The organism is Nonomuraea sp. NPDC001684 (assembly GCF_053596515.1).
Window position 1 is genome coordinate 1 of sequence record NZ_JBSFGJ010000020.1, and the last position, 22967, is coordinate 22967.

Sequence of the window (22967 nt, forward strand, 5' to 3'; positions counted from 1 at the left end):
CATCCTCGGCATGGACATCAAGGGCCACACGGTCCACAAGGTGCTCGTGGAGGAGGCCAGCGCGATCGCGGAGGAGTACTACTTCTCCTTCCTGCTCGACCGCGCCAACCGTACCTTCCTCGCGATCTGCTCCGCCGCCGGCGGCATGGACATCGAAGAGGTCGCCCACAGCACGCCCGAGAAGGTCGCCAAGGTGCCGGTCTCGGCCCTCGACGGCATCGACCGCGCCAAGGCCCGCGAGATCGCGGTGGCCGGCGGGCTGCCCGAGAAGTCGCTCGACGGCGCCGCCGAGCTCATCGAGAAGCTGTGGCACTGCTTCGTCGACGAGGACGCCACGCTGGTCGAGGTCAACCCGATGATCCTGTCGGCCGACGGCCAGGTGAAGGCCCTCGACGGCAAGGTCACCCTCGACGAGAACGCCGGCTTCCGCCAGGCCGACCACGAGGCGCTGGCCGACAAGGCCGCCGAGGACCCTCTGGAGGCCAAGGCCAAGGAGAAGGACCTCAACTACGTCAAGCTCGACGGCAACGTCGGCATCATCGGCAACGGCGCGGGCCTGGTCATGTCCACCCTCGACGTGGTGGCCTACGCGGGCGAGGCGTTCCCCGGCAAGCCGTCCCCGGCGAACTTCCTGGACATCGGCGGCGGCGCCTCGGCCGAGGTCATGGCCGCGGGCCTGGAGATCATCCTCTCCGACCCGAGCGTCAAGTCGATCTTCGTGAACGTCTTCGGCGGCATCACCGCCTGCGACGCCGTGGCCAACGGCATCGTCTCGGCGTTCAAGCTGCTGGAGAGCCGCGGCGAGGCCGTGACGCACCCGCTGGTGGTCCGCCTCGACGGCAACAACGCCCAGCTCGGGCGGCAGATCCTGGCCGACGCCGCGCTCCCGCGGGTCGAGCTGGTTGACACGATGGACGACGCGGCCAAGCGGGCCGCCGAGCTCGCTGCGGTAGGTGCGTGAGTCATGGCTATCTGGCTGACCGAGAACAGCAAGATCATTGTTCAGGGCATGACCGGCGGTGAGGGCACCAAGCACACCCGCCGCATGCTCGCCTCCGGCGCGAAGGTCGTCGGCGGCGTCAACGCCCGCAAGGCGGGCATCACGCACGAGGGCCTGCCCGTGTTCGGCACGGTGAAGGAGGCCATGGAGCAGACCGGCGCCGACGTGTCGGTCGTCTTCGTGCCGCCGGCCCACACCAAGGCCGCCGTCAAGGAGGCCGTCGACGCCGAGATCCCGCTCTGCGTCGTGATCACCGAGGGCATCCCCGTCCACGACTCGACCGAGTTCTGGGCGTACGCGGTGGCCAAGGGCAACAAGACCCGCATCATCGGGCCCAACTGCCCCGGCATCGCCTCGCCCGGCGCGTCCAACGCCGGCATCATCCCCGCCGACATCACCACCGCCGGCCGCATCGGCCTGGTCTCGAAGTCCGGCACGCTGACCTACCAGCTCATGTACGAGCTGCGCGACTTCGGTTTCTCGACCGCGGTCGGCATCGGCGGCGACCCGGTCATCGGCACCACGCACATCGACGCGCTCCAGGCCTTCCAGGACGACCCCGACACCGACGCGATCGTGATGATCGGTGAGATCGGCGGCGACGCCGAGGAGCGTGCCGCGGCCTACATCGAGCAGCACGTCACCAAGCCGGTCGTGGCCTACGTCGCGGGCTTCACCGCCCCCGAGGGCAAGACGATGGGCCACGCCGGCGCCATCGTCTCCGGCTCGGCCGGCACCGCCCAGGCCAAGAAGGAGGCCCTGGAGAAGGTCGGCGTCCGCGTCGGCAAGACCCCCTCCGAGACGGCCCGCCTGATGCGCGAGATCATGCAGTCCCGCTAGTCACGCTGGAAAAGCCCCGCCTGGCCGCCGCCATGCGGGGCTTTTCCATGCCGCCGGGCGTCCCAGGGCCCGCCGGGCGGCGCGTAAAGGGCGGGGAAAGGGCGCGAGGCGCGTTCGCGGGGGTCTCACGGCGACAAAGTGGACCCGCTGCGGCGCGTCAACCAAGCGATGGTTGGGAAAGATTGAGAAAATCACATCTGTGACGGCCATTCTCGACCAGTTGCGTACCGCCCCCAAGTCGGTGCTCGGCAAGCTCCCCGGGGTCTCGACCGACGACGACGAGACGAGGCGGCCGCTACCCGTGTCGGGCATGCTCGCCGCCGCCTGCACGCTCGGCGTCGGCCTGGCCGTGCTCACCACGCTCACCCTCGTCGGCTGGATCGCCGCGCCGCGCGGCACGCTCGGCGCGGGCCTGCCCGGCGTGTTCCGCGCCGCGGCGCAGCTCTGGCTGGCCGCGCACCACGCGGGGTTCGCGATGCCCGGCGGCCGGGTCGGGCTGCTGCCCCTCGGGCTGATGGTGCTGCCCGCCTTCCTGCTCTACCGCGCCGGCCGGTGGATGGCCCGCGACGCCGACCTGCGGCTGCGCCTGCCCGCCCGGCTGCCCAAGAACAGCCCGCGCGAGCAGGCCACCGCCCGCCGCCGCGCGCAGCTCGTGCTGGTCGGCCAGGCCGGCGTCTCGCTGGCGGCCCCCTACGCGCTGCTGGCCGGGCTGATCGCGCTGGTGGCGAGCAACGAGATCACCCAGCCGTTCATCGGCGAGGCGCTGCTCAGCCACTTCGTGCTGGCCTTCCTGGCGGGCTCGCTGGCCACCGCGCGCATGATCGGCCCGTGGCGGATCATGCTCAAGCTGCTGCCCGAGCGGCTGCGGGCCGTCACGGCCGGCACGGCGGTCGCCACCACCGCCCTGCTGGCGTCCGGGCTGGGGCTGGTGCTGGTCGCGGTCGTGCTGAACTTCGGCCAGGTCAGGGACCTGTCGAACGTGCTCGCGCCCGGCTTCGTCGGCGGCGTGCTGCTGTTGCTGCTCCAGCTCCTCTACCTGCTCAACGCCGTGATCTGGGCCTCCTCCTACATCGCCGGCCCCGGCTTCGCCATCGGCGCGGACACGCTGGTCGCCCCGACCGGCGTCGAGCTCGGCACGGTGCCGAGCCTGCCGCTGCTGGGCGCGCTGCCCGAGAGCGGGCCCGTGCCCGCGTGGATGATGGCGGTGATCGCGCTGCCGTTCGCGGCGGGCGCGGTGGCGGGCGTGTTCGTGGCCCGGATCTCGCCCTCGCATTCGTACGAGGCCGCCCCCCTGTGGGGCTTCCTGACCGGCGTCTCCACCGGCCTGGTCGCCGGCCTGCTGGCCGCGCTGTCCGGCGGGCCCATCGGCGGCGGCCGGCTGTCGGCGATCGGCCCGTCCCCCTGGGAGGTGGCCCTGTCGGTGGCCCTGGAGGTGGGCGTGGCGGCCGGCATCTCGGCGGGCGTGGCCAACCTGCTGCTGCTCAACAAGAAGGCCCGCGCGCCGCTCGACAAGGCCGCCGCCCCGGTCCGCAAGGCGGGGGCGGCCATCGCCAAGGCGGCCAGCAAGGTCGGCCTGGCCGAGTCCGACCCGCGCCCCCTGCCCGGCCACTGGATGGACGCCACCGAGGCCGACACCCAGGAGATCCCGGTCATCAGGGACGACTGGCAGGACGAGCACGCCTCCGCCGAGGCCGAGACCCTGGCCCAGGCCCGCCCACGCCCGGCCGAGCCCTCGGACGGCCCGGCCCGTCCGCCGCGCAAGGACATCGTGGACGAGTCCGACGACCGCGGCGGCCACGTCATCTACGTCGACCCCTACGCCTGGGACCGCGACTAGCCGGGGCGCGGGGCTAGGACTGCATCGCCCCGAGCAGCTGGAGGACGTCGGGCGGCAGCTTGCGCTGCGCGGCGTCCCTGAACTGGGTGAAGCACTCGCCCTGGGCCGAGACCGTGCCCGCGCCCTTCATGCACTCCTGGTAGGCGGAGTATTCGTCCATCAGGTAGAGCTGCATCCCCGTGGCCATCGCCGACAGGGCCAGCGCGATGGAGGAGATCGTGATGCCGCCGACGGCCGTGCCGGTGGGCTTGTGGGCGCCGCGCAGCCGCGGCAGCGCGCGGATGCCCGACATGAGCGCGAACAGGGCCATGACCAGGCCGGCGAGCGGCAGCATGAACGTCATGGCCAGCGCCGCGATGGACAACCAGATCGCACGGCGACCCGCTGAATCGGCGGGCTGCTGACCCGCCGGTGCCTGCACCGGTGTCGACACCTGACCTCCTCTGCGTCGCCGGGCGAGGAACAGATACCCTGTCAGCCCCACCCTGTTTCCATTCTTTGGAGTGTGCGTGTCAAAGGCTGGGCGGCTCGTCGTCCTCGTCTCCGGCTCTGGAACCAACCTACAGGCCCTGCTGGACGCTTCCGCCGACCCGTCGTACGGTGCGCGCGTGGTGGCGGTGGGCGCGGATCGGGACGGCATAGAGGGCCTGGCCAGGGCCACCAGGGCAAATGTCCCGACGTTTGTTGAAAAACTGGGCGATCATGCGACTCGGGCGGACTGGGATGCCGCTCTCGCCGCCAGGATCGCATCGTACGAGCCCGACCTGGTGGTGTCGGCGGGCTTCATGAAGATTTTGGGCGCGCCCACGCTCGACGCGTTCCCCGTGCTCAACACCCATCCGGCGCTGCTGCCGTCCTTCCCCGGCGCCCACGGCGTGCGCGACGCGCTGGCCCACGGGGTGAAGGTGACCGGCTGCACCGTGATGCTGGCCGACGCGGGGATCGACACGGGCCCGATCGTCGCCCAGGAGGCGGTGCCCGTGCTGCCGGACGACGACGAGCCGGTCCTGCACGAGCGCATCAAGACCGTCGAGCGCCGCCTGCTCGTCGACATCGTCGGCCGGATGGCCCGCGAGGGCTGGACGGTCAGCGGACGCACCGTCCGCATCGGCAACCAATCAGGAGGGGAAAGCACGTGACTCGCATCGCCATCCGGCGCGCGCTGATCGCTGTCTACGACAAGTCCGGGCTCGAAGAGCTGGCCAGGGCACTCGACGGCGCCGGCGTGGAGATCGTGTCGACAGGCGGCACGGCCGCCGCGATCGCGTCCCACGGGATCCCGGTGACCAAGGTGGAGCAGCTCACCGGCTTCCCCGAGTGCCTCGACGGCCGGGTCAAGACGCTGCACCCGCGCGTGCACGCCGGCCTGCTGGCCGACCTCACCAAGCCCAGCCACGTGGCCCAGCTCGACGAGCTGGAGATCGACCCGTTCCAGCTCGTGGTGGTCAACCTCTACCCGTTCCAGCAGACGGTGGCCTCCGGCGCCTCCGACGAGGAGTGCGTCGAGCAGATCGACATCGGCGGGCCCGCGATGATCAGGGGCGCCGCCAAGAACCACGCCACCTGCGCGGTCGTGGTCGACCCCGCCGCCTACGGCGACGTGCTCACCGCCCTGGACGAGGGCGGCTTCACGCTGCACGAGCGCCGCCGCCTGGCCGGTGTCGCCTACGCCCACACCGCCGCCTACGACGTGGCCGTGGCCAACTGGTTCGCCGGGCCGTACGCGGGCGGGGAGGAGGAGTTCCCCGAGTTCACCGGCGTCGCGTACGAGCGCAAGGCGACCCTGCGCTACGGCGAGAACCCGCACCAGCGCGCCGCCCTCTACACCGCCGGCTCCGGCGGCCTGGCCAACGCCGAGCAGCTGCACGGCAAGGAGATGTCCTACAACAACTACCTCGACTCCGACGCCGCCTGGCGGGCGGCCTGGGACTTCGCCGAGCCGTGCGTGGCCATCATCAAGCACCAGAACCCGTGCGGCATCGCCGTCGGCGCCGACGTGGCCGAGGCCCACCGCAAGGCCCACGCCTGCGACCCCGTCTCGGCCTACGGCGGCGTGATCGCGGTCAACCGCGAGGTCACCGTCGAGCTGGCCCGGCAGATCGCCGACGTGTTCACCGAGGTCGTCGTGGCTCCCGGCTTCAGCGCGGAGGCGCTGGAGGTGCTGCGGGCCAAGAAGAGCCTGCGCCTGCTGCGCTGCCCGGAGGGGCCGTCCCAGCCGCTGGAGTTCCGTCGCGTCGACGGCGGCCTGCTGCTGCAGGCGGTCGACCGGATCGACGCCGCCGGCGACGACCCGTCGGCGTGGGAGCTCAAGACCGGCGCGGCCGCCTCGCCCGAGCTGCTGGCCGACCTGGCCTTCGCCTGGCGCGCCTCGCGCTCGGTGAAGTCGAACGCGATCCTGCTGGCCGCCGGCGGCGCCACGGTGGGCGTGGGCATGGGCCAGGTCAACCGGGTCGACTCCTGCCGCCTCGCGGTGAGCCGGGCGGGGGAGCGGGCGGCCGGCTCGGTCGCCGCCTCCGACGCGTTCTTCCCGTTCCCCGACGGGCCGCAGGTGCTGATCGAGGCCGGGGTCAAGGCGATCGTGGAGCCGGGCGGCTCGATCCGGGACCAGGAGGTGATCGACGCCTGTGAGCAGGCGGGCGTCACCCTCTACTTCACCGGCACCCGCCACTTCTTCCACTGATCACCGGTTCATCGGATAAAGGGCAACAAGAGATCACTTGTTGCCCTTTATCCGTTTTGGCGGCGAGCATTGGCACTCCCCGGTTACCCTGATTGCCGCCCTGCTGTGCTGATTCCCCCGGAGTTTCCATGCTCGACGCGACCCTGCATGCCTTCGTGACCATGAACGGCTTCTCGACCAGCCCGTTCGTCCTGCTGGTCCTCGCCTTCATCGGTGCCTACCTCGGCAGCCGGGTCGTCGAGCTCATCCCGTACACCCGCCGGATCATCGAGCGCCGCGAGGCCCGCTTCGCAGAGCGCGACTAGCCGCCGGTTCTCGCATCTGCTGACGGACGCCGACGCCGTCGAGGTAGGTCTCGATCGCGCCGAGTTCGGCGGTGCCGACCACGGCCGCGACGTATCCGTCCGGCCGGATGAGCGCCCACTGCTCGGGCGACAGCCCGTACGCGCTCCGGACATGGCCTCCGGTGTCGAGGATGTCGTCGCCGATGACGTGGATGCGCAGGCCCCTGCGCGGTTCCGGGACCGCGGCGTCGCCGGGCTCGTAGCCGAGCAGGGTCCAGTGCGGTCCCTGGAACAGGCTGAACAACCGCGTGGCCGGCCCGCCCGCGCCGGTGACGGGGGCGTCGGGCGCGCGGTCGCCGGCCGCCACGCCCTTGTGGGGCTCCAGGCCGGTCAGCGACAGCGACGAGTCCGGGTAGCCGACATCGAGCTGGGTCACCTCGCGGCCCCGGCGCATCTCCCGGTTCCTGGCCGCTTCGAGCAGCTTCTCGGACAGGCCGAGGACCGCCTCGGCGACCGGCCGGCGCTCCTCCTCGTAGGTCGCCAGCAGTGACTCCGGCGCGCCGTCGAGCACGGCGGCGAGCTTCCAGCCGAGGTTGTAGGCGTCCTGGATGCTCGTGTTCAGGCCCTGCCCGCCGGTCGGCGGATGGCAGTGCGCGGCGTCCCCGGCCAGGAGCACGCGCCCACGCCGGTAGGCGTCGGCCAGCCGGGCCTGCATCGTGAACACCGATGCCCAGGACACCTCGCGGATCACGATGTCGTCCTGGCCGCCGCGCTCGTGGAGCAGGGCGGTGAGCCCTTCGGCCGAGAGGTCGACGTCCATGTCGAGGGGGACCGGGGCCATGTACTGGAACATGCCGGTGCCGTGGAGCGGGCACAGCGAGACGCTGCGCTCGGGCTGCTCGTCGCCCCAGCGGTGCCAGACGCGCGACGAGGCGCCGTCGGCCCGCACGTCGGCCACGAGCGCCCGCACGCCGAGGGCCTTCCCGCGGAACTCGATGCCGAGGGCCTTGCGGACGAAGCTCGATCCGCCGTCGGCGCCGACCAGGTAGGCGGCTCGCACGGTCCGCTCCCCGCCGGAGGTGGCCATCCGCGCGGTCACGCCGTCGGGGTCCTGGTCGAAGCCGACGAGTTCGCAGCCGTACTCCGGGGCGTGGCCGAGTTCGGCCAGCCGCTCCCGCAACCGGCGCTCGGTGCGGAACTGCGGAACGAGCAGCGGGATCTGGTACGGCTCGGCGGGCGTCGGCTCCGGCAGGATCCCGGCGTGCTTGTCGACCGGTCCGTCGGGGGTGTAGGTGCGCAGGGGAGGATATTCGCCTCCCGAGGCGACGATCCGGTCGACCACGCCGAGGTCCTCGAACACCTCCTCGGTGCGCGGCTGGATGCCCTTGCCGCGTGAGCCGATGAACGGATGCGGCGCCTTGTCGATCAACCGGAACGCGATGTTCCTGCGGGCGAGATCGATGGCGAGGGTCAATCCCGCCGCGCCGGAACCACAGATGATCACATCAAGGTCTTCGTTGCGTGCCACGGTTCACTCTCCGTCGGTGGCGGCCGGGCAGGTCGGCCCGTCCGGTGCAAATTTATGTGTATTAAGCACGGAGTATGATCTGCGGCCGGAGCGGCCGTCAAGCCGCCGTCCATGGTTGACGCGGCTTCACGGTCATCGAGCACACTGTCTTGAGCTGCCATTTTGTGTCCAGCTATGCATGGAGAAAACTCTGATCCGGGTGTTGTGATCAGGCTGTCCCGATGCCGGAAAATTATGTGTATTCTGAGCGCATCTTCGCGTCCTCGCCATGCGAAGGAGGCGTCTCCGCAGGTCTGCCGGAGGCTGCCGGTATTCTTGGCACCTCCCCGTCCGCAAGGGCACGTAAGGCATCGGTGGCGAGCATGGCTTCCCAACACCGCCGGCACATCACGTTCCGGCGCCTGCATGAGTCGCTCGTCGACCTGATCGCGCTCATGAACCTGCCGCAACGCGACGAGGTCCTCATGGCCGAAGCGGGCATCGATCTCGACCGCGCGTTGTTCAAACTGATCGTCGGAATCCGGCGGTTCGGGCCCATCGGCGTGGTCGAACTCGCCGAACGGGCCGGACGCGACCACACCACCGTCAGCCGGCAGGTGGCCAAACTCGCCGAGCTCGGCCTGATCGAGCGGCGTCCGAACCCGGCGGACCGACGGGTCAAGGAAGCCGTGATCACCAGCGCGGGCCGTCGCGTGACGGACGCGCTTGAGGAGGCCCGGCAGCGGCTCGTCGACTCCGCGTTCGCCGAATGGAGCGATAGGGACCTCGTTCAGTTCGAGCAACTGATGCGCAGGTGCGTCGACGACATGCTCGCCATGTCCGCGGCCGACAAGGAAGAGAGCGGCTAGGGCGTCGAAGCCGGCGGGCCGCCCCCGGCCATCGCCTGCTGCGCCAGGTTGTCGACCGGCTCGGCGGCGTCGAGCTCGCTGATCCGCTTCTCACCGCCATCCCGGGTGAGGTGGCCAGCGTGCCCAGCAGGGTCAGGGCATGGGCCGAGCATGAGTCCGGCTCGGCGAACCAGCGCTCAACCTGGTCGAGCCGGCGGCCGGACCGCCGCTCGCGGCCGGCTCACTGGCCGGACAGGCGCCAGGCCAGCCGGGCGGCCCCGGCCAGGCCCGCGCGCACGCCCAGCGTGGTCGGCCGCACCCGGACCGCCCGGACGAACGCCAGCCCCGCCACGTCGTCGAGCGCCCGCTCCAGCGGGCCGAACAACACCGCGCCGGCCGCCGACACGCCGCCGCCGATGACCACGGTGTCGAGCTCGACCGCGGCCGCCGTGGAGGCGATCAGGCCGGCCAGCGCCCTGGCGCCGCGCTCGAAGGCCGAAAGCGCCACCGGATGCCCGGCGGACGCGTCGGCGGCCAGCGCCCTGGCGTCGCGGTCGCCGGTGGGCGCCCAGCCGTTCTCCAGGGCCCAGCGGGCCAGGTTGGGGCCGCTGGAGTAGCGCTCGACGCAGCCCCGGCCGCCGCACTCGCAGCGCTCGCCGCCGGGATCGACGCTCATGTGGCCGACGTGCCCCGCGTTGCCCGCCGGGCCGAGCAGCGGCGCGCCGTCGATCACCAGGCCGCCGCCGATGCCGGTGGACACGACGACGCCGAGCAGCGACGTGCTGCCCTGCCCGGCCCCCAGCCAGTGTTCGCCGAGCGCCATGCACTGGGCGTCGCCGGCCAGCACCACGGGCAGGCCGGTCAGCCGCCGCAGCTCGTCGCGCAGCGGGAAGCCGCGCCAGCTCGGCATGTTCACCGGGCTCACCGTGCCCGTGGTGAGGTCGAGCGGGCCCGCGCAGCCGACGCCGACGGCGTGCGGTGCCGGGCCCCCGCCGGTCACCTCCGCGACGAGGGCCGCCAGCGCGGACATGACGTCGGCGCGCGGCGTGGGCCGCGCGGCGGAGCGCAGCAGGGAGCCGGCCTCGTCGACCAGCGCGGCGGCGAGCTTGGTGCCGCCGATGTCGACGGCGAGTACGCAGGTCATCCGGGTATGGGGGGGCCGGGCCGGCGGAGGCCGCCGAGGCGTGGCAGGGGGAAGCGGGCGCGCAAGGGGAACCTCCGTGGGACAGGGTGCCGGCGCCCGACACGATATGCCCTTCCTTGATCGATGACAACGATGTCATCGTTTCCCTGTGGACAACGGACGCCGCCTGCCTCCCATCTGTGGAAAAACTGTGGACGGACGCGCGGCCGGTGCAGGGAAGCCGACCAGTCATGGAAGGATTGACGGCATGAGCGCAGTGAAACTCGACGGCAAGGCGACAGCCGCCAGGATCAAGGCAGACCTCGCGACCCGGGTGGCCGCGCTCAAGGACCGCGGCATCACGCCCGGCCTGGGCACCGTCCTGGTGGGCGACGACCCGGGCAGCCAGATCTACGTCGCGGGCAAGCACCGCGACTGCGCCGAGGTCGGCATCGCCTCCATCCGCGTCGACCTCCCGGCCACCGCCACCCAGAAGGACGTCGAGGCGGCCGTCGACGAGCTCAACGCGTCCCCGGCCTGCACCGGCTACATCGTCCAGCTCCCGCTGCCCCAGCAGATCGACACGATGGCGCTGCTGGAGCGCATGGACCCGGCCAAAGACGCCGACGGCCTCCACCCGGTCAACCTCGGCCGCCTCGTCCACATGGTCGACGCGCCCCTGCCCTGCACGCCCCACGGCATCGTGCTGCTGCTCCAGGAGTACGACGTGCCGATCAAGGGCGCCGACGTCGTCGTGGTGGGCCGCGGCATCACCGTCGGCCGCTCGCTCGGCCTGCTGCTGACCCGCCGCAGCGAGAACGCCACGGTGACCCTCTGCCACACCGGCACCCACGACCTGGCCGCCCACGTGCGCCGCGCCGACATCGTCGTGGCCGCGGCCGGCGTGCCCGAGCTCATCACGCGGGACATGGTCAAGCCCGGCGCGGCCGTCCTCGACGTGGGCGTGTCCCGGGTCCACGGCAAGATCGCCGGTGACGTGGCCCCCGACGTCGAGGAGGTCGCCGGTTTCCTCACCCCCAACCCGGGCGGGGTCGGGCCGATGACCCGCGCGCTGCTGCTGTCCAACGTCGTGGAGGCGGCCGAGCGTTCCTGAGTGATCGGGGGATGAAGCCCTGATGGGGGGAATGGGAAGAAGAGCCAGCCCTACCCCCATCACGGAAGGCCGATTCATGGACACCCCGCTCATCGCTGTCGAGGGCACCTACGAGGAGATGGGGGCCGAGGTCGGCCACCGTACCGCCGACCTGGTCGCGCGGAGCGTCGAGACCTACCTGCGGCGGTTCCGCGACAAGTCCGGGCTCTCCTCGGCCGACGTGCTGCGCTGGGGCCAGACCTTCCTCGACGTGGCCAGGGCGTACGACCCGAGCATCGCCGCCATGCTGGCGGGCCTGGCGGCGGGCGCGGCGCAGCCGGTCGAGCACATCGCCGCGCTCAACGCCCGTACCGAGCTGCTCGACGGCACCGGCTACCACGACGACGGCTGCACCGCGCTGGCCGTCCTGCCCAAGTACACCCGCGACGGCCACACCCTGCTCGCCCAGAACTGGGACTGGCATCCCGAGCAGGGCGCGGTCACCTTCCTGCTGGCCACCCGCGACACCGAGGGGTTCGCGGTGCTCACGCTGGCCGAGGCGGGCATGCTCGCCAAGTCGGGGCTCAACTCGGCGGGGCTCGGCGTGTGCGCCAACCGCCTGCAGTCCGACCGCGACCAGGCCGGGGCGGGGGTCCCGTACCACTTCCTGCTGCGCGGGGTGCTGCAGTCCGACCGCATGAGCCGGGCCCACCGCAAGGTGCTCGACGTGCCGCGCGTCTCCTCGGGCAACCTGCTGATCGCCGACGCCGGAGGCGAGGCCATCGACCTGGAGGTGGCTCCGGGCGCGTTCGGCGCGCTGCTGCCGCGCGACGGCCTGCTCACCCACGCCAACCACTTCGAGGCCGAGCTGCCGCTGGAGGACATGAAGGCGGCCAGGTCCGGCCTGACCCTGCTGCGCCCCGAACGCGTGCGCCACCTGCTGGAGGACACCGCCGCCGAGCGCGCGGTCGGCCTCGAACACGTCGTCGCGGCCCTGCGCGACCACTACTCCTTCCCCGACGGCGTCTGCCGCCACCTCGACCCCCACGCCGGCCCGGCCGAGGAGTGCCACACGGTCTACTCCGTCGTCATGGACCTCGACGCCCGCGAGCTGGCGATCGCCGGCGCGCCGCCGTGCGCCCGCCCGTACGAGCGGTGGGCCCTGGACGAGGTGTTCAAGCCGGACGCCGCCCCCGAGCTCTGCTTCGACCCGGCAGCCGACGACGGTCGCCGCCCTCCGGCCTGGTGACCCGGCTCACGGCCGGAAGTCCCGGTCCACGGCCACGGTGACGTCCAGCAGCAGGGGCTCCTCGCGGGCGGCCAGCGACGGGATCACCTCGTCGAGCACGGCCCCCAGCTCGGCGGGGCCGTCCACCCGCCGGGCGGGGCAGCCCAGCGACCTGGCCAGCGCGGCCATGTCCACCTCCGCGAACGGCGGCCAGGGGGCCTTGCCGCCCTGCCGGTCGGCCAGCCGGTCCATGACCGCGTAGCGGCCGTTGGCGAGCACGACGAACAGCGCGCCCACCCGATAGTGGGCGGCGCTCCACAGGGCGTGCACGCCGTACAGCGCCGAGCCGTCGCCCACGACCGCGACCACCGGGCGTCCGGGCAGCGCCATGCGCAGGCCGACCGCGGCCGGCACGGCGAACCCGAGCCCGCCCATGGCCGCCGAGACGAAGCCCAGCGGGTTCCTGGCCGGGACCAGCCGGTGCAGGTCGGGACGGGACGACGGGGTCTCCTCCAGCAGCACGACGTCGCGGGGCAGCCGCCGGGCCAGCTCGCGCAGCACGTACGCGGGCCGCAACGGCTCCCCGCCGGGCACCTCAGGAGCCGGGGCCGGTGGAACGGCCGCCGCGGCGGCGGGACGGGCCGGCAGCAGGGCCGCCAGCCGCTCGCAGACGGCCCCCGGCGGGGCCAGGACGGCCAGGTCGGCGGGGCTCCGGTGCGCCTCGGCCGGGTCGTCGGTGACCACGGCGACCGCCGTCCCCGGCTCGACCAGCGGCCCCGGCGCGTACGGGTACTGCCGGAACACCGGCGCCCCCACGGCCAGCACGACGTCGTGCGGCGCGAGCACGGCCCGCAGCCGCTCCCGGTCGGCCGGCAGCACCCCCGCGTACTGCGGATGGTCCTGCGGGAACCCCGCCAGCGCCCCGAACGACTCCTGGAACACCGGGCACGCCAGCCGCTCGGCCAACCGCACCAGCGGCCCCCAAGCCGCTCCCGCCCCCGCCACGATCGCCGGTGACCGCGCCCCGGCCAGCAGCTCGACCAGCGGCGCCAGGCCGGCGTCGGGCACGGCGGCGGGCCGCAGCACCCGGGCCGGGGCCGCCGGGGTCTCGCCGGCGAAGGGCGCGTCCCAGTCGTCCATCGGCACCACGACCAGGGCGGGGCCCCGGTGCGTGACCGCCTCGTGAAAGGCCCTGGCCAGCGCGCCGGGCACGTCCTGCGCCCGCACCGGCTGGTCGGTCCACACCGGGTAGTCGCCGGCCAGCCCGGCCAGCCGTCCGGCGAGGAACGGCTCCAGCGCCAGGTGCCGCCGGTCCTGCTGCCCCACCAGGACGACCAGGGGCGCCCGGTTCACCCGGGCCGTGGCGAGGGCGCCCACCGCGTTGCCCAGCCCGGCCGTGGTGTGCAACACGGCCAGCGCGGGCTCGGCGTGCCCGATGGCCCAGCCGGTGGCCATGCCGACGACCGAGCCCTCGTGCAGCGCGAGCACGAAGCGGAGGTCGTCCGGCAGGCCGGTCAGCAGCGACACCTCGGTCGAGCCGGGGTTGCCGAAGATCGTCGTCAGGCCGTACCGCCGCAGCACCTCGAACGCCGCTGCCCGCACTGTGCTCATCGTGCCCCTCTCGCCTGCTGGATCCGCCGGTGGACCTGCCCGCGCAGCTCGCCGAAACGCGGCAGCGACCGGGTGGTGAGCTGGTCCCGGTCGCGCGGCAGGTCGATGGCCAGGTCCTCCAGGTCGGCCCTGGTCTGCGCGTCCGCGGCGGCGAACGGCTCGTGGCGGAAACTACGCCCTTGTCGGCTTCTGTCAAGGGATCACCATGGTCGATCATGTGCAGTCGCTGGCCAGAGGGCTGGCGGTGATCCGCGCGTTCAGCGCCGCGGCGCCCGAGCTGACGCTCAGCCAGGTGGCGCGGGCGACCGGCCTCAGCCGCGCCGACGCCAGGCGCTTCCTCATCACGCTGGCCGACCTCGGCTACGTGCGCAACGACGGCCGGCTGTTCGCGCTCACCCCGCGCGTCCTGGAGCTGGGGTACGCCTACCTGTCCGGCCTGTCGCTGCCCGAGGTCGCCGGCCCCCACGTCGTGCGGCCCGACGCGCTGCGGGCCGCGCTGGAGCAGGTGCGCCTGCGCGGCTGGGCGATGGTGGACCTGGAGCTGGAGGAGGGCCTGCGGTCCGTCGCCGCGCCCGTACGCGACCACGCCGGCCGCACGGTCGCCGCCGTGAACGTCTCCACGCACGCCGGCCGCACCAGCCTGCACCAGGTCAGGACGGGGCTGCTGCCGGAGCTCCTGGCCACGGCGGCGCGCATCGAGGCGCCGACCTGGCGAAGGTCTCGGTGACCCGCGCCTGACGCCCTCCTGTCGGTCGCCTGCCGTCCGTCACCGGTTGCGGTAGCGGTCGGTCGCGTCGCGGGTGGCCCGGATCGCCGCCTCGGCCCGGTCGTAGGTGCGCTGGGCCAGGCCGACGAAGATGCAGTCGACGATCAGCAGCTGGCTGATCCTGCTGGCCAGCGCGCCGGGCCGGAAGGCGGTCTCCCGGCCGGCCGACACCAGCGTGTGGCTGGCCAGGTCGGCCAGCGACGAGCGCGGGTTGTTGGTGATGGCCACGATCAGCGCCCCCGCCTCGGCCGCCGTACGGGCCGGGACCAGCACGTCGGGCGTCTCGCCGCTGCAGCTGATGGCCACCGCGACGTCGCCGTCCCGCAGCAGCGCCGCGCTGGTCAGGGCCAGGTGGGCGTCGCTGAACGGGTGGCTGGACAGGCCGATGCGCAGCAGCTTCTGCGACATGTCGGCGGCCACCAGCCCGGAAGCCGCCACGCCGTAGACGTCCACCCGCCGGGCCACCGCGATGGCCTGGACGACCTCGCCGAGCTGGTCGGGGTCGAGCTGCGCCGCCGTGTCCGCCAGCGCGTCGGACTCCGCCCGCGCCACCTTGGCGATCACGTCGGTCAGCGGGTCGTCGGGGGCCAGGTCGCCGGGCACCAGACGTTCGGGCTGCTTGGCCACGGCGGCGGCCAGCGCGAAGCGCATCTGCGAGTAACCGGCGAAGCCGAGCGCCCGCGCGGTGCGCACGATCGTCGCCTCGCTGGTGCCCGACACCGCGCTGAACTCGGTGATCGTGCTCCGCACGACCAGCCCCGGGTCGTCCAGGATGATGCGCCCGATGGCCTGCGCCGCCGGGGTCAGCGACGGCAGCACCGCCCGCACGGTGGCGACCGGGTTCGCGGGCTCGGTGTTCAACGGGTCAGCCATTCGGCCGCCGCCTGCGCGGAGACGCGGGAGATGCCGTGCGTGGCGAGATGGGCGGCTCCGACGGGCGCGTCGCTGATGCCGGTGTCCACCACGATCGCGTCGGGCCGGACGGCCAGCGCCCGCGCCAGCGCCTCGCGCACCCACGGATGCCGGGCCGCGTCGTGCACCACGAGCACCACGGGACGGTCGTCGAAGGCGGGCAGCTCGCCGTCGCGGTCGAGGCGCACCCTGGCGGTGTTCGGCAGCCGGGCGGCCAGCGCCGCCGCGATGCCGGTCGGCGTGGCGGGATCGACCGCCTGGTTGAGCCGGGTGTTGACCTCCACGACCAGCGGCCCCCGGTCGAGCACGGCGGTGCCGGTGGTGGTCAGCGCGGCCCTGGCGGCCTCCAGGCCGACGCCCTCGTCGATGTCGGCGCGGGCCTTCTCGCGCAGCTCGGACCGCTCGGCGTACCAGGTGGACAGGGCGAGCACCCGGCCGGCCGCCTCGGCCAGCCGCTCCTCCGCCAACCGGCCCGTGCGCACCGCCTCGACGACGGCGTCGCGCATCTCGTGCAGGCTCCGCTCGTCGGCCCGGCCGGCGCAGATGGTGTCGACGCCGGCGGCCAGCGCGCGCACCGCGATCTCGCCGGGGCCGAACATGGCGGCCACGGCCTGCATCTCGATCGCGTCGGTGACCACCACGCCGTCGAAGCCGAGCTCGCCCCTGAGCAGGTCGGTCAGGGCGCTGTGGCTGAGCGTGGCCGGCATCGACGGGTCGAGCGCGGGCACGAGCAGGTGGCCGGACATGATCGAGCGCACCCCGTGCGCGATGGCGGCCCGGAACGGCGGCAGGTCGCGCTCGTCGAGCACCGCCCGCGAGGCGTGCACGGTGGGCAGCGCCAGGTGGGAGTCGGTGGTGGTGTCGCCGTGCCCCGGGAAGTGCTTGGCGCAGGCGGCCACGCCCGCGCCCTGCACCCCGGCCACGTACGCGACGGTGTGCCGGGCGACCAGCTCGGGGTCGGGCCCGAAGGAGCGCACGCCGATGACCGGGTTCTCCGGGTTGGCGTTCACGTCGGCGGAGGGGGCGTAGTCGAGGGAGATGTCGAGTTCGGCGAGCATCCGGCCGATCTGCCGGCCGACCCGCTCGGTCAGCTCGACGTCGTCGGCCACGCCCAGCGCCCGGTTGCCGGGGAAGGAGCTGCCGGCGAGCACTTCGAGCCGGGTGACCGCGCCGCCCTCCTCGTCGATCGCGACGATCGCGCCGGGGTTCTCGGCGCGCACCGAACGGACGAGCTGCTCGCCGATGGAGTTGCGGGCGAACAGGATGACGCCGCCCAGGCCCTCGCCCAGCGCGCGGCGCAGCCAGTCGGGAGGCGACGTCCCTTCGAACCCCGGCTGGAGCACCGTCATCGCAAGTCGGACCAGCTCTGCGCTCATGCGGCATTTTCCTTCACGGTTGTTGATCTGAAGGTAATTTTCTGTCATCGTCGCCCTCGACACAACCATTGTCGAGAGGCCACCCCCCATGCCCAGCAGAAGGACTCTCCTGAAGGGTCTCGCTCTCGCCGCCGCCGCGTCAGCCGTGCCGCTGCCGGCCTTCGCCCAGGCAGACTACGTCCCCCCGCTGCGTCAGATGCGCGGCATGTGGATCGCTTCCGTCGTCAACATCAACTGGCCCTCGAAGCCGGGGCTGAGCGCCGACGAGCAGAAGGCCGAATACCTCGCCTGGCTCGACGTGGCCGTGCAGCGCAAGCTCAACTCCGTGTTCGTGCAGATCAGGCCGACCGCCGACGCGTTCTGGCCGTCGCCGTTCGAGCCCTGGTCGCAGTACCTGACCGGCACCCAGGGCCAGGACCCCGGCTACGACCCGCTCGGGTTCGCCGTGGAGGAGACCCACAAGCGCGGCCTGGCCTTCCACGCCTGGTTCAACCCCTACCGCGTGTCGATGCAGCCCGACCCGAGCAAGCTGCACCCCGATCACCCCGGCCGCAAGAACCCCGACTGGATCCTGCCGTTCGGCGGCAAGCTCTACTACAACCCGGGCATGCCCGAGGTCCGCAAGTTCTGCCAGGACGCGATGATGGACGCGATCACCCGCTACGACATCGACGGCCTGCACTTCGACGACTACTTCTACCCGACCAACACCACTGCTTTCGACGACAGCGCCGCCTTCGCCAAGTACGGCGCCGGCTTCCCCGACCTGGCCTCCTGGCGACGCAACAACGTCGACCTCATGGTCAGCGAGATGCAGCAGCGCGTCCTGCAGGCCAAGCCGGAGATCGCCTGGGGCATCAGCCCGTCGGGCATCTGGCGCAACAAGGGCACCGACCCGCTCGGCTCCGAGACCAACGGCGGCCAGTCCTACGACAACCTGCACGCCGACACCCGCGGCTGGGTCAAGAAGGGCTGGCTGGACTACATCGCGCCGCAGCTCTACTGGTACATCGGGCAGCCGCCGGCCGACTACTCCAAGCTCGTCCCGTGGTGGTCGGACGTGGCCGCGGGCACGAACACGCTGCTGTGGATCGGGCAGGCGGCGTACAAGGCGGGCGACCCGGCCCAGGCCGCCGAGTGGCAGAAGCCGGACGAGCTGTCCAGGCACCTGACGCTCAACCGCGCCCACCCCGAGGTCGGCGGCGACATCTGGTACAACGCCAACGACGTCAAGGTGGACCGGCTCGCCTCCATCACGACCGCCGTCAACGACCACTACCAGCGCCCCGCGCTCGCGCCCGTGCTGCCCCGCCTGGCCAACGGCGAGCCGCCGCGCCGCCCGGTGGTGGCGTACGCGCTGCGCCGCACCGGCGGCGTCGAGGTGCGCGTGGTCGCCACCGGCCGGGACGAGCCGTTCCAGTTCGCCATCTTCCGCTTCCCGGACGAGGCCGGCCAGAACGCCTTCGCCGACGCGCGCAACCTGGTCGCGGTCGTGCCCGCCGACCGCCAGATCCGCTGGACGGACCCCGACGGCAAGCGCGGCGACCACTACTACGCGGTCGCCGTCGACCGGGCCAACAGGACCAGCAAGCCCAGCCACGGTTTCCGGGTGATCTGAAGGACGCCGGTGAAGGAACGCTGACCTCCGGCGTCGCGCGCATGGCTCGCCAGCGCGCGTCGCCGGCACGTTCCCTGACCGGCGTCGAGCACGGCGCGCGCCACCGGCCTGTCGGCCCGCGGTCGCCCGCCGTCGCCCGTTCCGCGCCCAGCAGGGGTGAGCGCAGTGATCTCTCGATGGTTCCGACGCTGCCGGAACCCCTCGCCGAAGCCCCGGTCGCGATCTGGCTCCCTCTAGGAAGCCCTCCTACCGGCCGCCGACGGCTGCTGCTCAGCCGCGGCGCCCGCCGACCGCTGTGGTGGCACCACAGGGGTCGGGCGCACCAGCCCGAGCGCGACGACCTCGTTGGCGAGGCGCGTGCGGCGGTTGGTGCCCTCAGGAATCCTGAACTTCTGGTACAGCCGCAGCAGGTGTTGCTTGACCGCGGCTTCGGTCACGACCAGGTCGTCGGCGATCTCGCGCGCCGTCGCCGGAGCGACGAACGCCTCGTCGGACAGCGCCGGCCTGCAGAGCGAGGTCAGCACATCGACCTCGCGCCTGGTCAGCTCGGGCGCCGCCGCCCTGCGCAGCTCGACCTCGGGGGTGAAGTCCTCACGAGGGACTCCACCGATGCGACCCCGCGCCGCGCCGAACGAGACGACGTCTCCGTCGTCAAGGACCCTCCGGGCGATCGGCCTGCCGTTCACCCGTGTGCCGTTGCGGGACAGGCCCAGGTCAACGACGTACAGGTAGGGTCCTCGTCTGACGAACTCGGCATGGAGTCGAGACACACTGGGGTCGGTGAGCCGGATGTCCACACCCCGGCCTCTCCCGACCGTCGTGATCTCGGGGCGCAACGGGACCACGTCGCCGGTGTCCTCGATGCGTATGAACGGCCCCTCCACGGCAGTTCCTCCCCAGGTAGCCCGCCGTAACTATTACTACAGCTCCGGCTTACCCAACCGAGGGGATGCGGAATCTCCTTTGCCGAAAGGAGAATCCCCCGTGAAATTGGTCTGGACCTCTGCGAACGGTTTTACCTGCTCACGGGTAGACTTCGGAGGAAGATAAGCGGAGGAAACACTCATGGCGGACAAGCCCACGAAAGGCCTGGCCGATGTCGTCGCCGCGTCCACAGCGCTGAGCGACATCGACGGCAAGGCCGGTCGCCTGTTCTACCGTGGATACGACATCCACGATCTGGCCGGCCGAGCGACGTTCGAGGAGACCGCGTACCTGCTGCAGCACGGCAGGCTGCCCGACCGGGCCCAGCTGGAGGCGTACGGCGCCGACCTGGCCCAGGGCAGGGAGCTCGGCGCGCTGGTCGCCGCCAACGTGGCGGAGATCGCCGAGAAGCAGAAACCCATGGAGGCGCTCCGCTCCCTCGTCTCACTCTCCGGCGCCGACGACCCCGACAAGGACTCCACCGCCCCCGACGCGAACCTGCGCAAGGCGGCCCGCCTGACCGCGCAGCAGCCCGTGCTGGTCGCCCGCTACCACGCCGCGCGCACCGGCGGCGCGGTCCCCGAGGCCGACCCCGAGCTCAGCATCGCCGGCAACTTCCTGCTCCAGGTCACCGGACGCGCCCCCGAGCGGCGTGCGGTCGAGATCTTCGACGAGTGCCTGGTGCTGCACGCCGACCACACGATGAACGCCTCGACGTTCGCCGCCCGCGTCTGCGCCGCGACCCTGTCGGACATGCACTCGGCCATCGTCGCGGCCATCGGCACGCTCAAGGGCCCGCTGCACGGCGGCGCGAACGAGCAGGTCATGAAGACCCTGGAGTCGATCCCGCCGGGCGGGGTGGCCCAGGCCGTGCGCGACAAGCTCGCCGCGGGCGAGAAGATCATGGGCTTCGGCCACCGCGTCTACAAGACCGAGGACCCGCGCGCGACGCACCTGCGCCGCATGTCCGCCGAGCTGGCCGAGGCCGCCGGCGACGACACCTACTACCGGATGTCGAAGGAGATGGAGGAGGTCGTCTTCGAGACGAAGGGCCTCTATCCGAACGTCGATTTCTACGCGGCGTCGGTCTACCACTACCTTGGCATTCCGACGGACCTGTTCACCCCCGTCTTCTCGATCAGCCGCATGTCCGGCTGGACCGCGCACGTGATCGAGCAGCATGCCGACAACAGGCTGATCCGGCCCGACAGTGAATACATTGGCGAGCGCGATCAGAAGTGGAAGCCAATAGAAGAGCGTTGAGCCGAGAGAACGAACGTGAACGCTGGGGACCGTTCCCGCTGATCGTGGCGGGAGCGGTCGCCGCCGTGCTCGTGATCCTGTTGGTGGACCCGCGCTGGGGCGGGTTCGCGCTGGGCGGTGTGCTGATGGTCGCCGCCGCGCTCCGGTTCGCCGGGTTCGACGGGCAACTGGCCGTCCGCGACAAGAAGACGGACGTCATCACGCTGATCGCGTTCGGCTTCCTCATGGCCCTGACCTCGCTCGCGCTGTACAACAACGGGTTCAAGGCCTGGCTCCTGTCCCTTTTGGCCGGTTGACGGGACGGTCCGATAGCCTCAACGCATCCATTCATTGAAGGGGAACCATTCGCATGCCCAAGATCAAGGTGGAGGGTCCGGTCGTCGAGCTCGACGGCGACGAGATGACCAGGATCATCTGGCAGTTCATCAAGGACCAGCTGATCCTTCCCTACCTCGACGTCGACCTGAAGTACTACGACCTGGGGATCGAGTACCGGGACTCGACGGACGACCAGGTCACCATCGACGCCGCCAACGCCATCAAGAAGTACGGCGTCGGTGTGAAGTGCGCCACCATCACCCCCGACGAGGCGCGGGTCGAGGAGTTCGGGCTCAAGAAGATGTGGAAGTCCCCCAACGGGACCATCCGCAACATCCTCGGCGGCGTGATCTTCCGTGAGCCGATCATCATGTCGAACGTGCCGCGGCTCGTGCCCGGCTGGACCAAGCCGATCGTCGTCGGCCGTCACGCCTTCGGCGACCAGTACCGCGCCACCGACCTGGTCATCCCCGGCGAGGGCACCCTGACCCTCACGTACACGCCGAAGGACGGCTCCGAGCCGATCGAGCTCGACGTGTACGACTTCCCGGGCGGCGGCGTCGCCATGGCGATGTACAACCTCGACGAGTCGATCCGCGACTTCGCCCGCGCCTCCATGCGCTACGGCCTGGCCCGCAACTACCCGGTCTACCTGTCGACGAAGAACACCATCCTCAAGGCGTACGACGGCCGCTTCAAGGACATCTTCGCCGAGGTCTTCGAGACCGAGTTCAAGGCCGACTTCGACAAGGCCGGGCTCACCTACGAGCACCGCCTCATCGACGACATGGTCGCCGCGGCGCTCAAGTGGGAGGGCGGCTACGTCTGGGCCGCCAAGAACTACGACGGCGACGTGCAGTCCGACACCGTCGCCCAGGGCTTCGGCTCGCTCGGCCTGATGACCTCCGTCCTCATGACCCCCGACGGCCAGACCGTCGAGGCCGAGGCCGCCCACGGCACCGTGACCCGCCACTACCGCGAGCACCAGAAGGGCAACCCCACCTCCACGAACCCGATCGCCTCGATCTTCGCGTGGACGCGTGGCCTGGCCCACCGCGGCAAGCTGGACAACACCCCCGCCGTGACCGACTTCGCCAACAAGCTGGAGCAGGTCTGCATCGAGACCGTCGAGAGCGGTCAGATGACCAAGGACCTCGCCATGCTGGTCGGCGGCGACGCCAAGTGGCTCACCACCCAGGACTTCCTGGCCGCCCTGGACGAGAACCTCAAGAAGAAGATGTCTGCTTGAGAAAAAGCGGCCTCTACCTGCGACTTCGTCGTACGGTAGAGGCCGTTTCGCATGCCTGGGCCGTCAAAGCTTCGGGCCGGACGCGAACACGGCGGCCACGGCGTTCCGTGTCCGGTCCTGGCTGCTCGGCATGAGGTGGGTGTAGGTCCGCAGGGGGAACCCCGGATCGTGGTGCCCGAGGTACTCGCTGAGGGCCTTGATGTTCTCGCCGGCGTTCAGGAGCACTGAGGCGTAGAAGTGCCGCAGGGCGTGCATGCCGTGCTCGCGTGCGGCCTTGTGCGGCTCGCCGCGCTGGAGGCCATCGACCTCGCCGGGCCGCTCAAGTCGGAGCGCTATCTCCGGTACATCCGAGACCTGCAAGCAGACCTGAAGGCATACGCCGACGATGGTTTGGTGGCGGAGTTCAACGCCGTCGTCGCTCGGAAGTATTCGTCGGAGAGCGACTAGGGCCGGCCTGCCGCGACGGCGATCGTTCCCGCCGTTCGACCGC

At 71.8% G+C, this 22967-nt stretch carries 23 protein-coding genes and 1 pseudogene; 15 read left to right on the forward strand and 9 right to left on the reverse strand.

All coding sequences use genetic code 11. The features are described from left to right. From sucC to ACWCSD_RS06725, 3 genes are all read left to right on the forward strand, one after another. Window positions 1-961, forward strand: a 961-nt coding sequence (gene sucC, locus ACWCSD_RS06715; protein ID WP_449913435.1) for an ADP-forming succinate--CoA ligase subunit beta, incomplete at its 5' end; no start/stop codon positions are given. A gap of 3 nt (window positions 962-964) precedes the next feature. Further along, window positions 965-1840, forward strand: a complete 876-nt coding sequence (sucD, locus tag ACWCSD_RS06720) for a succinate--CoA ligase subunit alpha (protein ID WP_125644468.1) — start codon at window positions 965-967, stop codon at window positions 1838-1840. Window positions 1841-2039: 199 nt separating this feature from the next. Continuing rightward, on the forward strand, window positions 2040-3677 hold the full coding sequence (locus ACWCSD_RS06725) for a cell division protein PerM (RefSeq protein ID WP_449913437.1): 1638 nt from the start codon (window positions 2040-2042) through the stop codon (window positions 3675-3677). A gap of 13 nt (window positions 3678-3690) precedes the next feature. Here the strand turns inward: ACWCSD_RS06725 and ACWCSD_RS06730 are convergent, their stop codons facing one another. Next, window positions 3691-4110, reverse strand: coding sequence for a hypothetical protein (locus tag ACWCSD_RS06730; protein ID WP_397165191.1), 420 nt, complete (start codon window positions 4108-4110; stop codon window positions 3691-3693). A gap of 76 nt (window positions 4111-4186) precedes the next feature. On the opposite strand from ACWCSD_RS06730, the gene purN reads away from it, so the two are divergent. The 3 genes from purN (at window position 4187) to ACWCSD_RS06745 (ending at window position 6662) form a co-directional block, all read left to right on the forward strand. Beyond that, complete coding sequence (purN, locus tag ACWCSD_RS06735; protein ID WP_352366616.1) at window positions 4187-4816, forward strand: phosphoribosylglycinamide formyltransferase; 630 nt, start codon at window positions 4187-4189, stop codon at window positions 4814-4816. After that, complete coding sequence (purH, locus tag ACWCSD_RS06740) at window positions 4813-6357, forward strand: bifunctional phosphoribosylaminoimidazolecarboxamide formyltransferase/IMP cyclohydrolase (RefSeq protein ID WP_449913440.1); 1545 nt, start codon at window positions 4813-4815, stop codon at window positions 6355-6357. Before purN ends, purH begins: the two co-directional genes overlap by 4 nt. Before the next feature lie 128 nt (window positions 6358-6485). After that, window positions 6486-6662 (forward strand): hypothetical protein, encoded by a 177-nt coding sequence (locus ACWCSD_RS06745; protein WP_352323910.1) that lies wholly within the window; start codon window positions 6486-6488, stop codon window positions 6660-6662. Here ACWCSD_RS06745 and ACWCSD_RS06750 read toward each other — a convergent pair. Next, window positions 6622-8169, reverse strand: a complete 1548-nt coding sequence (locus ACWCSD_RS06750; RefSeq protein ID WP_449913442.1) for an FAD-dependent oxidoreductase — start codon at window positions 8167-8169, stop codon at window positions 6622-6624. The genes ACWCSD_RS06745 and ACWCSD_RS06750 overlap by 41 nt on opposite strands. A gap of 362 nt (window positions 8170-8531) precedes the next feature. On the opposite strand from ACWCSD_RS06750, the gene ACWCSD_RS06755 reads away from it, so the two are divergent. Next, window positions 8532-9017, forward strand: a complete 486-nt coding sequence (locus tag ACWCSD_RS06755; RefSeq protein WP_358282299.1) for a MarR family winged helix-turn-helix transcriptional regulator — start codon at window positions 8532-8534, stop codon at window positions 9015-9017. 220 nt (window positions 9018-9237) lie between these two features. Here ACWCSD_RS06755 and ACWCSD_RS06760 read toward each other — a convergent pair whose 3' ends face one another. Beyond that, entirely contained in the window at window positions 9238-10140 is a 903-nt protein-coding gene (locus tag ACWCSD_RS06760; protein WP_397165197.1) for an ROK family protein, read from the reverse strand. A gap of 247 nt (window positions 10141-10387) precedes the next feature. Here ACWCSD_RS06760 and ACWCSD_RS06765 point away from each other — a divergent pair, with 247 nt between their 5' ends. Together ACWCSD_RS06765 and ACWCSD_RS06770 are read left to right on the forward strand one after the other, a co-directional pair. After that, window positions 10388-11233 (forward strand): bifunctional methylenetetrahydrofolate dehydrogenase/methenyltetrahydrofolate cyclohydrolase, encoded by an 846-nt coding sequence (locus ACWCSD_RS06765; protein ID WP_449913443.1) that lies wholly within the window; start codon window positions 10388-10390, stop codon window positions 11231-11233. Window positions 11234-11309: 76 nt separating this feature from the next. After that, window positions 11310-12461 (forward strand): C45 family autoproteolytic acyltransferase/hydolase, encoded by a 1152-nt coding sequence (locus tag ACWCSD_RS06770; protein WP_449913444.1) that lies wholly within the window; start codon window positions 11310-11312, stop codon window positions 12459-12461. A 6-nt stretch (window positions 12462-12467) separates the two neighbouring features. On the opposite strand, the gene ACWCSD_RS06775 is transcribed toward ACWCSD_RS06770, so the two are convergent. Both ACWCSD_RS06775 and ACWCSD_RS06780 read right to left on the reverse strand, forming a co-directional pair. Then, window positions 12468-14051, reverse strand: a complete 1584-nt coding sequence (locus ACWCSD_RS06775) for a thiamine pyrophosphate-dependent enzyme (protein WP_358282310.1) — start codon at window positions 14049-14051, stop codon at window positions 12468-12470. Then, window positions 14048-14212, reverse strand: a pseudogene (locus tag ACWCSD_RS06780) (ABC transporter ATP-binding protein); the annotation flags it as partial. The gene ACWCSD_RS06775 and the pseudogene ACWCSD_RS06780, both read right to left, overlap by 4 nt. A gap of 44 nt (window positions 14213-14256) precedes the next feature. Between ACWCSD_RS06780 and ACWCSD_RS06785 the strand changes: the two are divergent. Beyond that, on the forward strand, window positions 14257-14778 hold the full coding sequence (locus ACWCSD_RS06785) for a helix-turn-helix domain-containing protein (protein ID WP_449913446.1): 522 nt from the start codon (window positions 14257-14259) through the stop codon (window positions 14776-14778). Between the two features lie 39 nt (window positions 14779-14817). Here ACWCSD_RS06785 and ACWCSD_RS06790 read toward each other — a convergent pair whose 3' ends face one another. Together ACWCSD_RS06790 and ACWCSD_RS06795 are read right to left on the reverse strand one after the other, a co-directional pair. Next, on the reverse strand, window positions 14818-15690 hold the full coding sequence (locus ACWCSD_RS06790) for a MurR/RpiR family transcriptional regulator (protein ID WP_352328557.1): 873 nt from the start codon (window positions 15688-15690) through the stop codon (window positions 14818-14820). Continuing rightward, on the reverse strand, window positions 15675-17105 hold the full coding sequence (locus tag ACWCSD_RS06795; RefSeq protein ID WP_397165201.1) for a glycoside hydrolase family 3 protein: 1431 nt from the start codon (window positions 17103-17105) through the stop codon (window positions 15675-15677). Before ACWCSD_RS06795 ends, ACWCSD_RS06790 begins: the two co-directional genes overlap by 16 nt. A gap of 205 nt (window positions 17106-17310) precedes the next feature. Between ACWCSD_RS06795 and ACWCSD_RS06800 the strand changes: the two genes are divergently transcribed. Then, window positions 17311-18723, forward strand: a complete 1413-nt coding sequence (locus tag ACWCSD_RS06800; RefSeq protein ID WP_397165203.1) for a glycoside hydrolase family 10 protein — start codon at window positions 17311-17313, stop codon at window positions 18721-18723. A gap of 233 nt (window positions 18724-18956) precedes the next feature. Here ACWCSD_RS06800 and ACWCSD_RS06805 read toward each other — a convergent pair whose 3' ends face one another. Next, a complete protein-coding gene (locus ACWCSD_RS06805) occupies window positions 18957-19607 on the reverse strand; it encodes an FHA domain-containing protein (RefSeq protein WP_352362084.1) in 651 nt (216 codons plus the stop codon). Window positions 19608-19788: 181 nt separating this feature from the next. On the opposite strand from ACWCSD_RS06805, the gene ACWCSD_RS06810 reads away from it, so the two are divergent. The 3 genes from ACWCSD_RS06810 to ACWCSD_RS06820 are packed head-to-tail and all read left to right on the forward strand — an operon-like array spanning window position 19789 to window position 22477. After that, window positions 19789-20910, forward strand: coding sequence for a citrate/2-methylcitrate synthase (locus ACWCSD_RS06810; protein WP_358282320.1), 1122 nt, complete (start codon window positions 19789-19791; stop codon window positions 20908-20910). Then, window positions 20907-21206, forward strand: coding sequence for a DUF3017 domain-containing protein (locus ACWCSD_RS06815; protein WP_358282322.1), 300 nt, complete (start codon window positions 20907-20909; stop codon window positions 21204-21206). The genes ACWCSD_RS06810 and ACWCSD_RS06815 overlap by 4 nt, the downstream gene beginning before the upstream one ends. Window positions 21207-21259: 53 nt before the next feature. Further along, on the forward strand, window positions 21260-22477 hold the full coding sequence (locus ACWCSD_RS06820; protein ID WP_357969726.1) for an NADP-dependent isocitrate dehydrogenase: 1218 nt from the start codon (window positions 21260-21262) through the stop codon (window positions 22475-22477). Between the two features lie 63 nt (window positions 22478-22540). Here the strand turns inward: ACWCSD_RS06820 and ACWCSD_RS06825 are convergent, their stop codons facing one another. After that, window positions 22541-22732, reverse strand: a complete 192-nt coding sequence (locus ACWCSD_RS06825; protein WP_449913449.1) for a tyrosine-type recombinase/integrase — start codon at window positions 22730-22732, stop codon at window positions 22541-22543. Between ACWCSD_RS06825 and ACWCSD_RS06830 the strand changes: the two genes are divergently transcribed. After that, window positions 22727-22924, forward strand: a complete 198-nt coding sequence (locus ACWCSD_RS06830; RefSeq protein ID WP_449913451.1) for a hypothetical protein — start codon at window positions 22727-22729, stop codon at window positions 22922-22924. The genes ACWCSD_RS06825 and ACWCSD_RS06830 overlap by 6 nt on opposite strands. Window positions 22925-22967 lie beyond the last annotated feature (43 nt).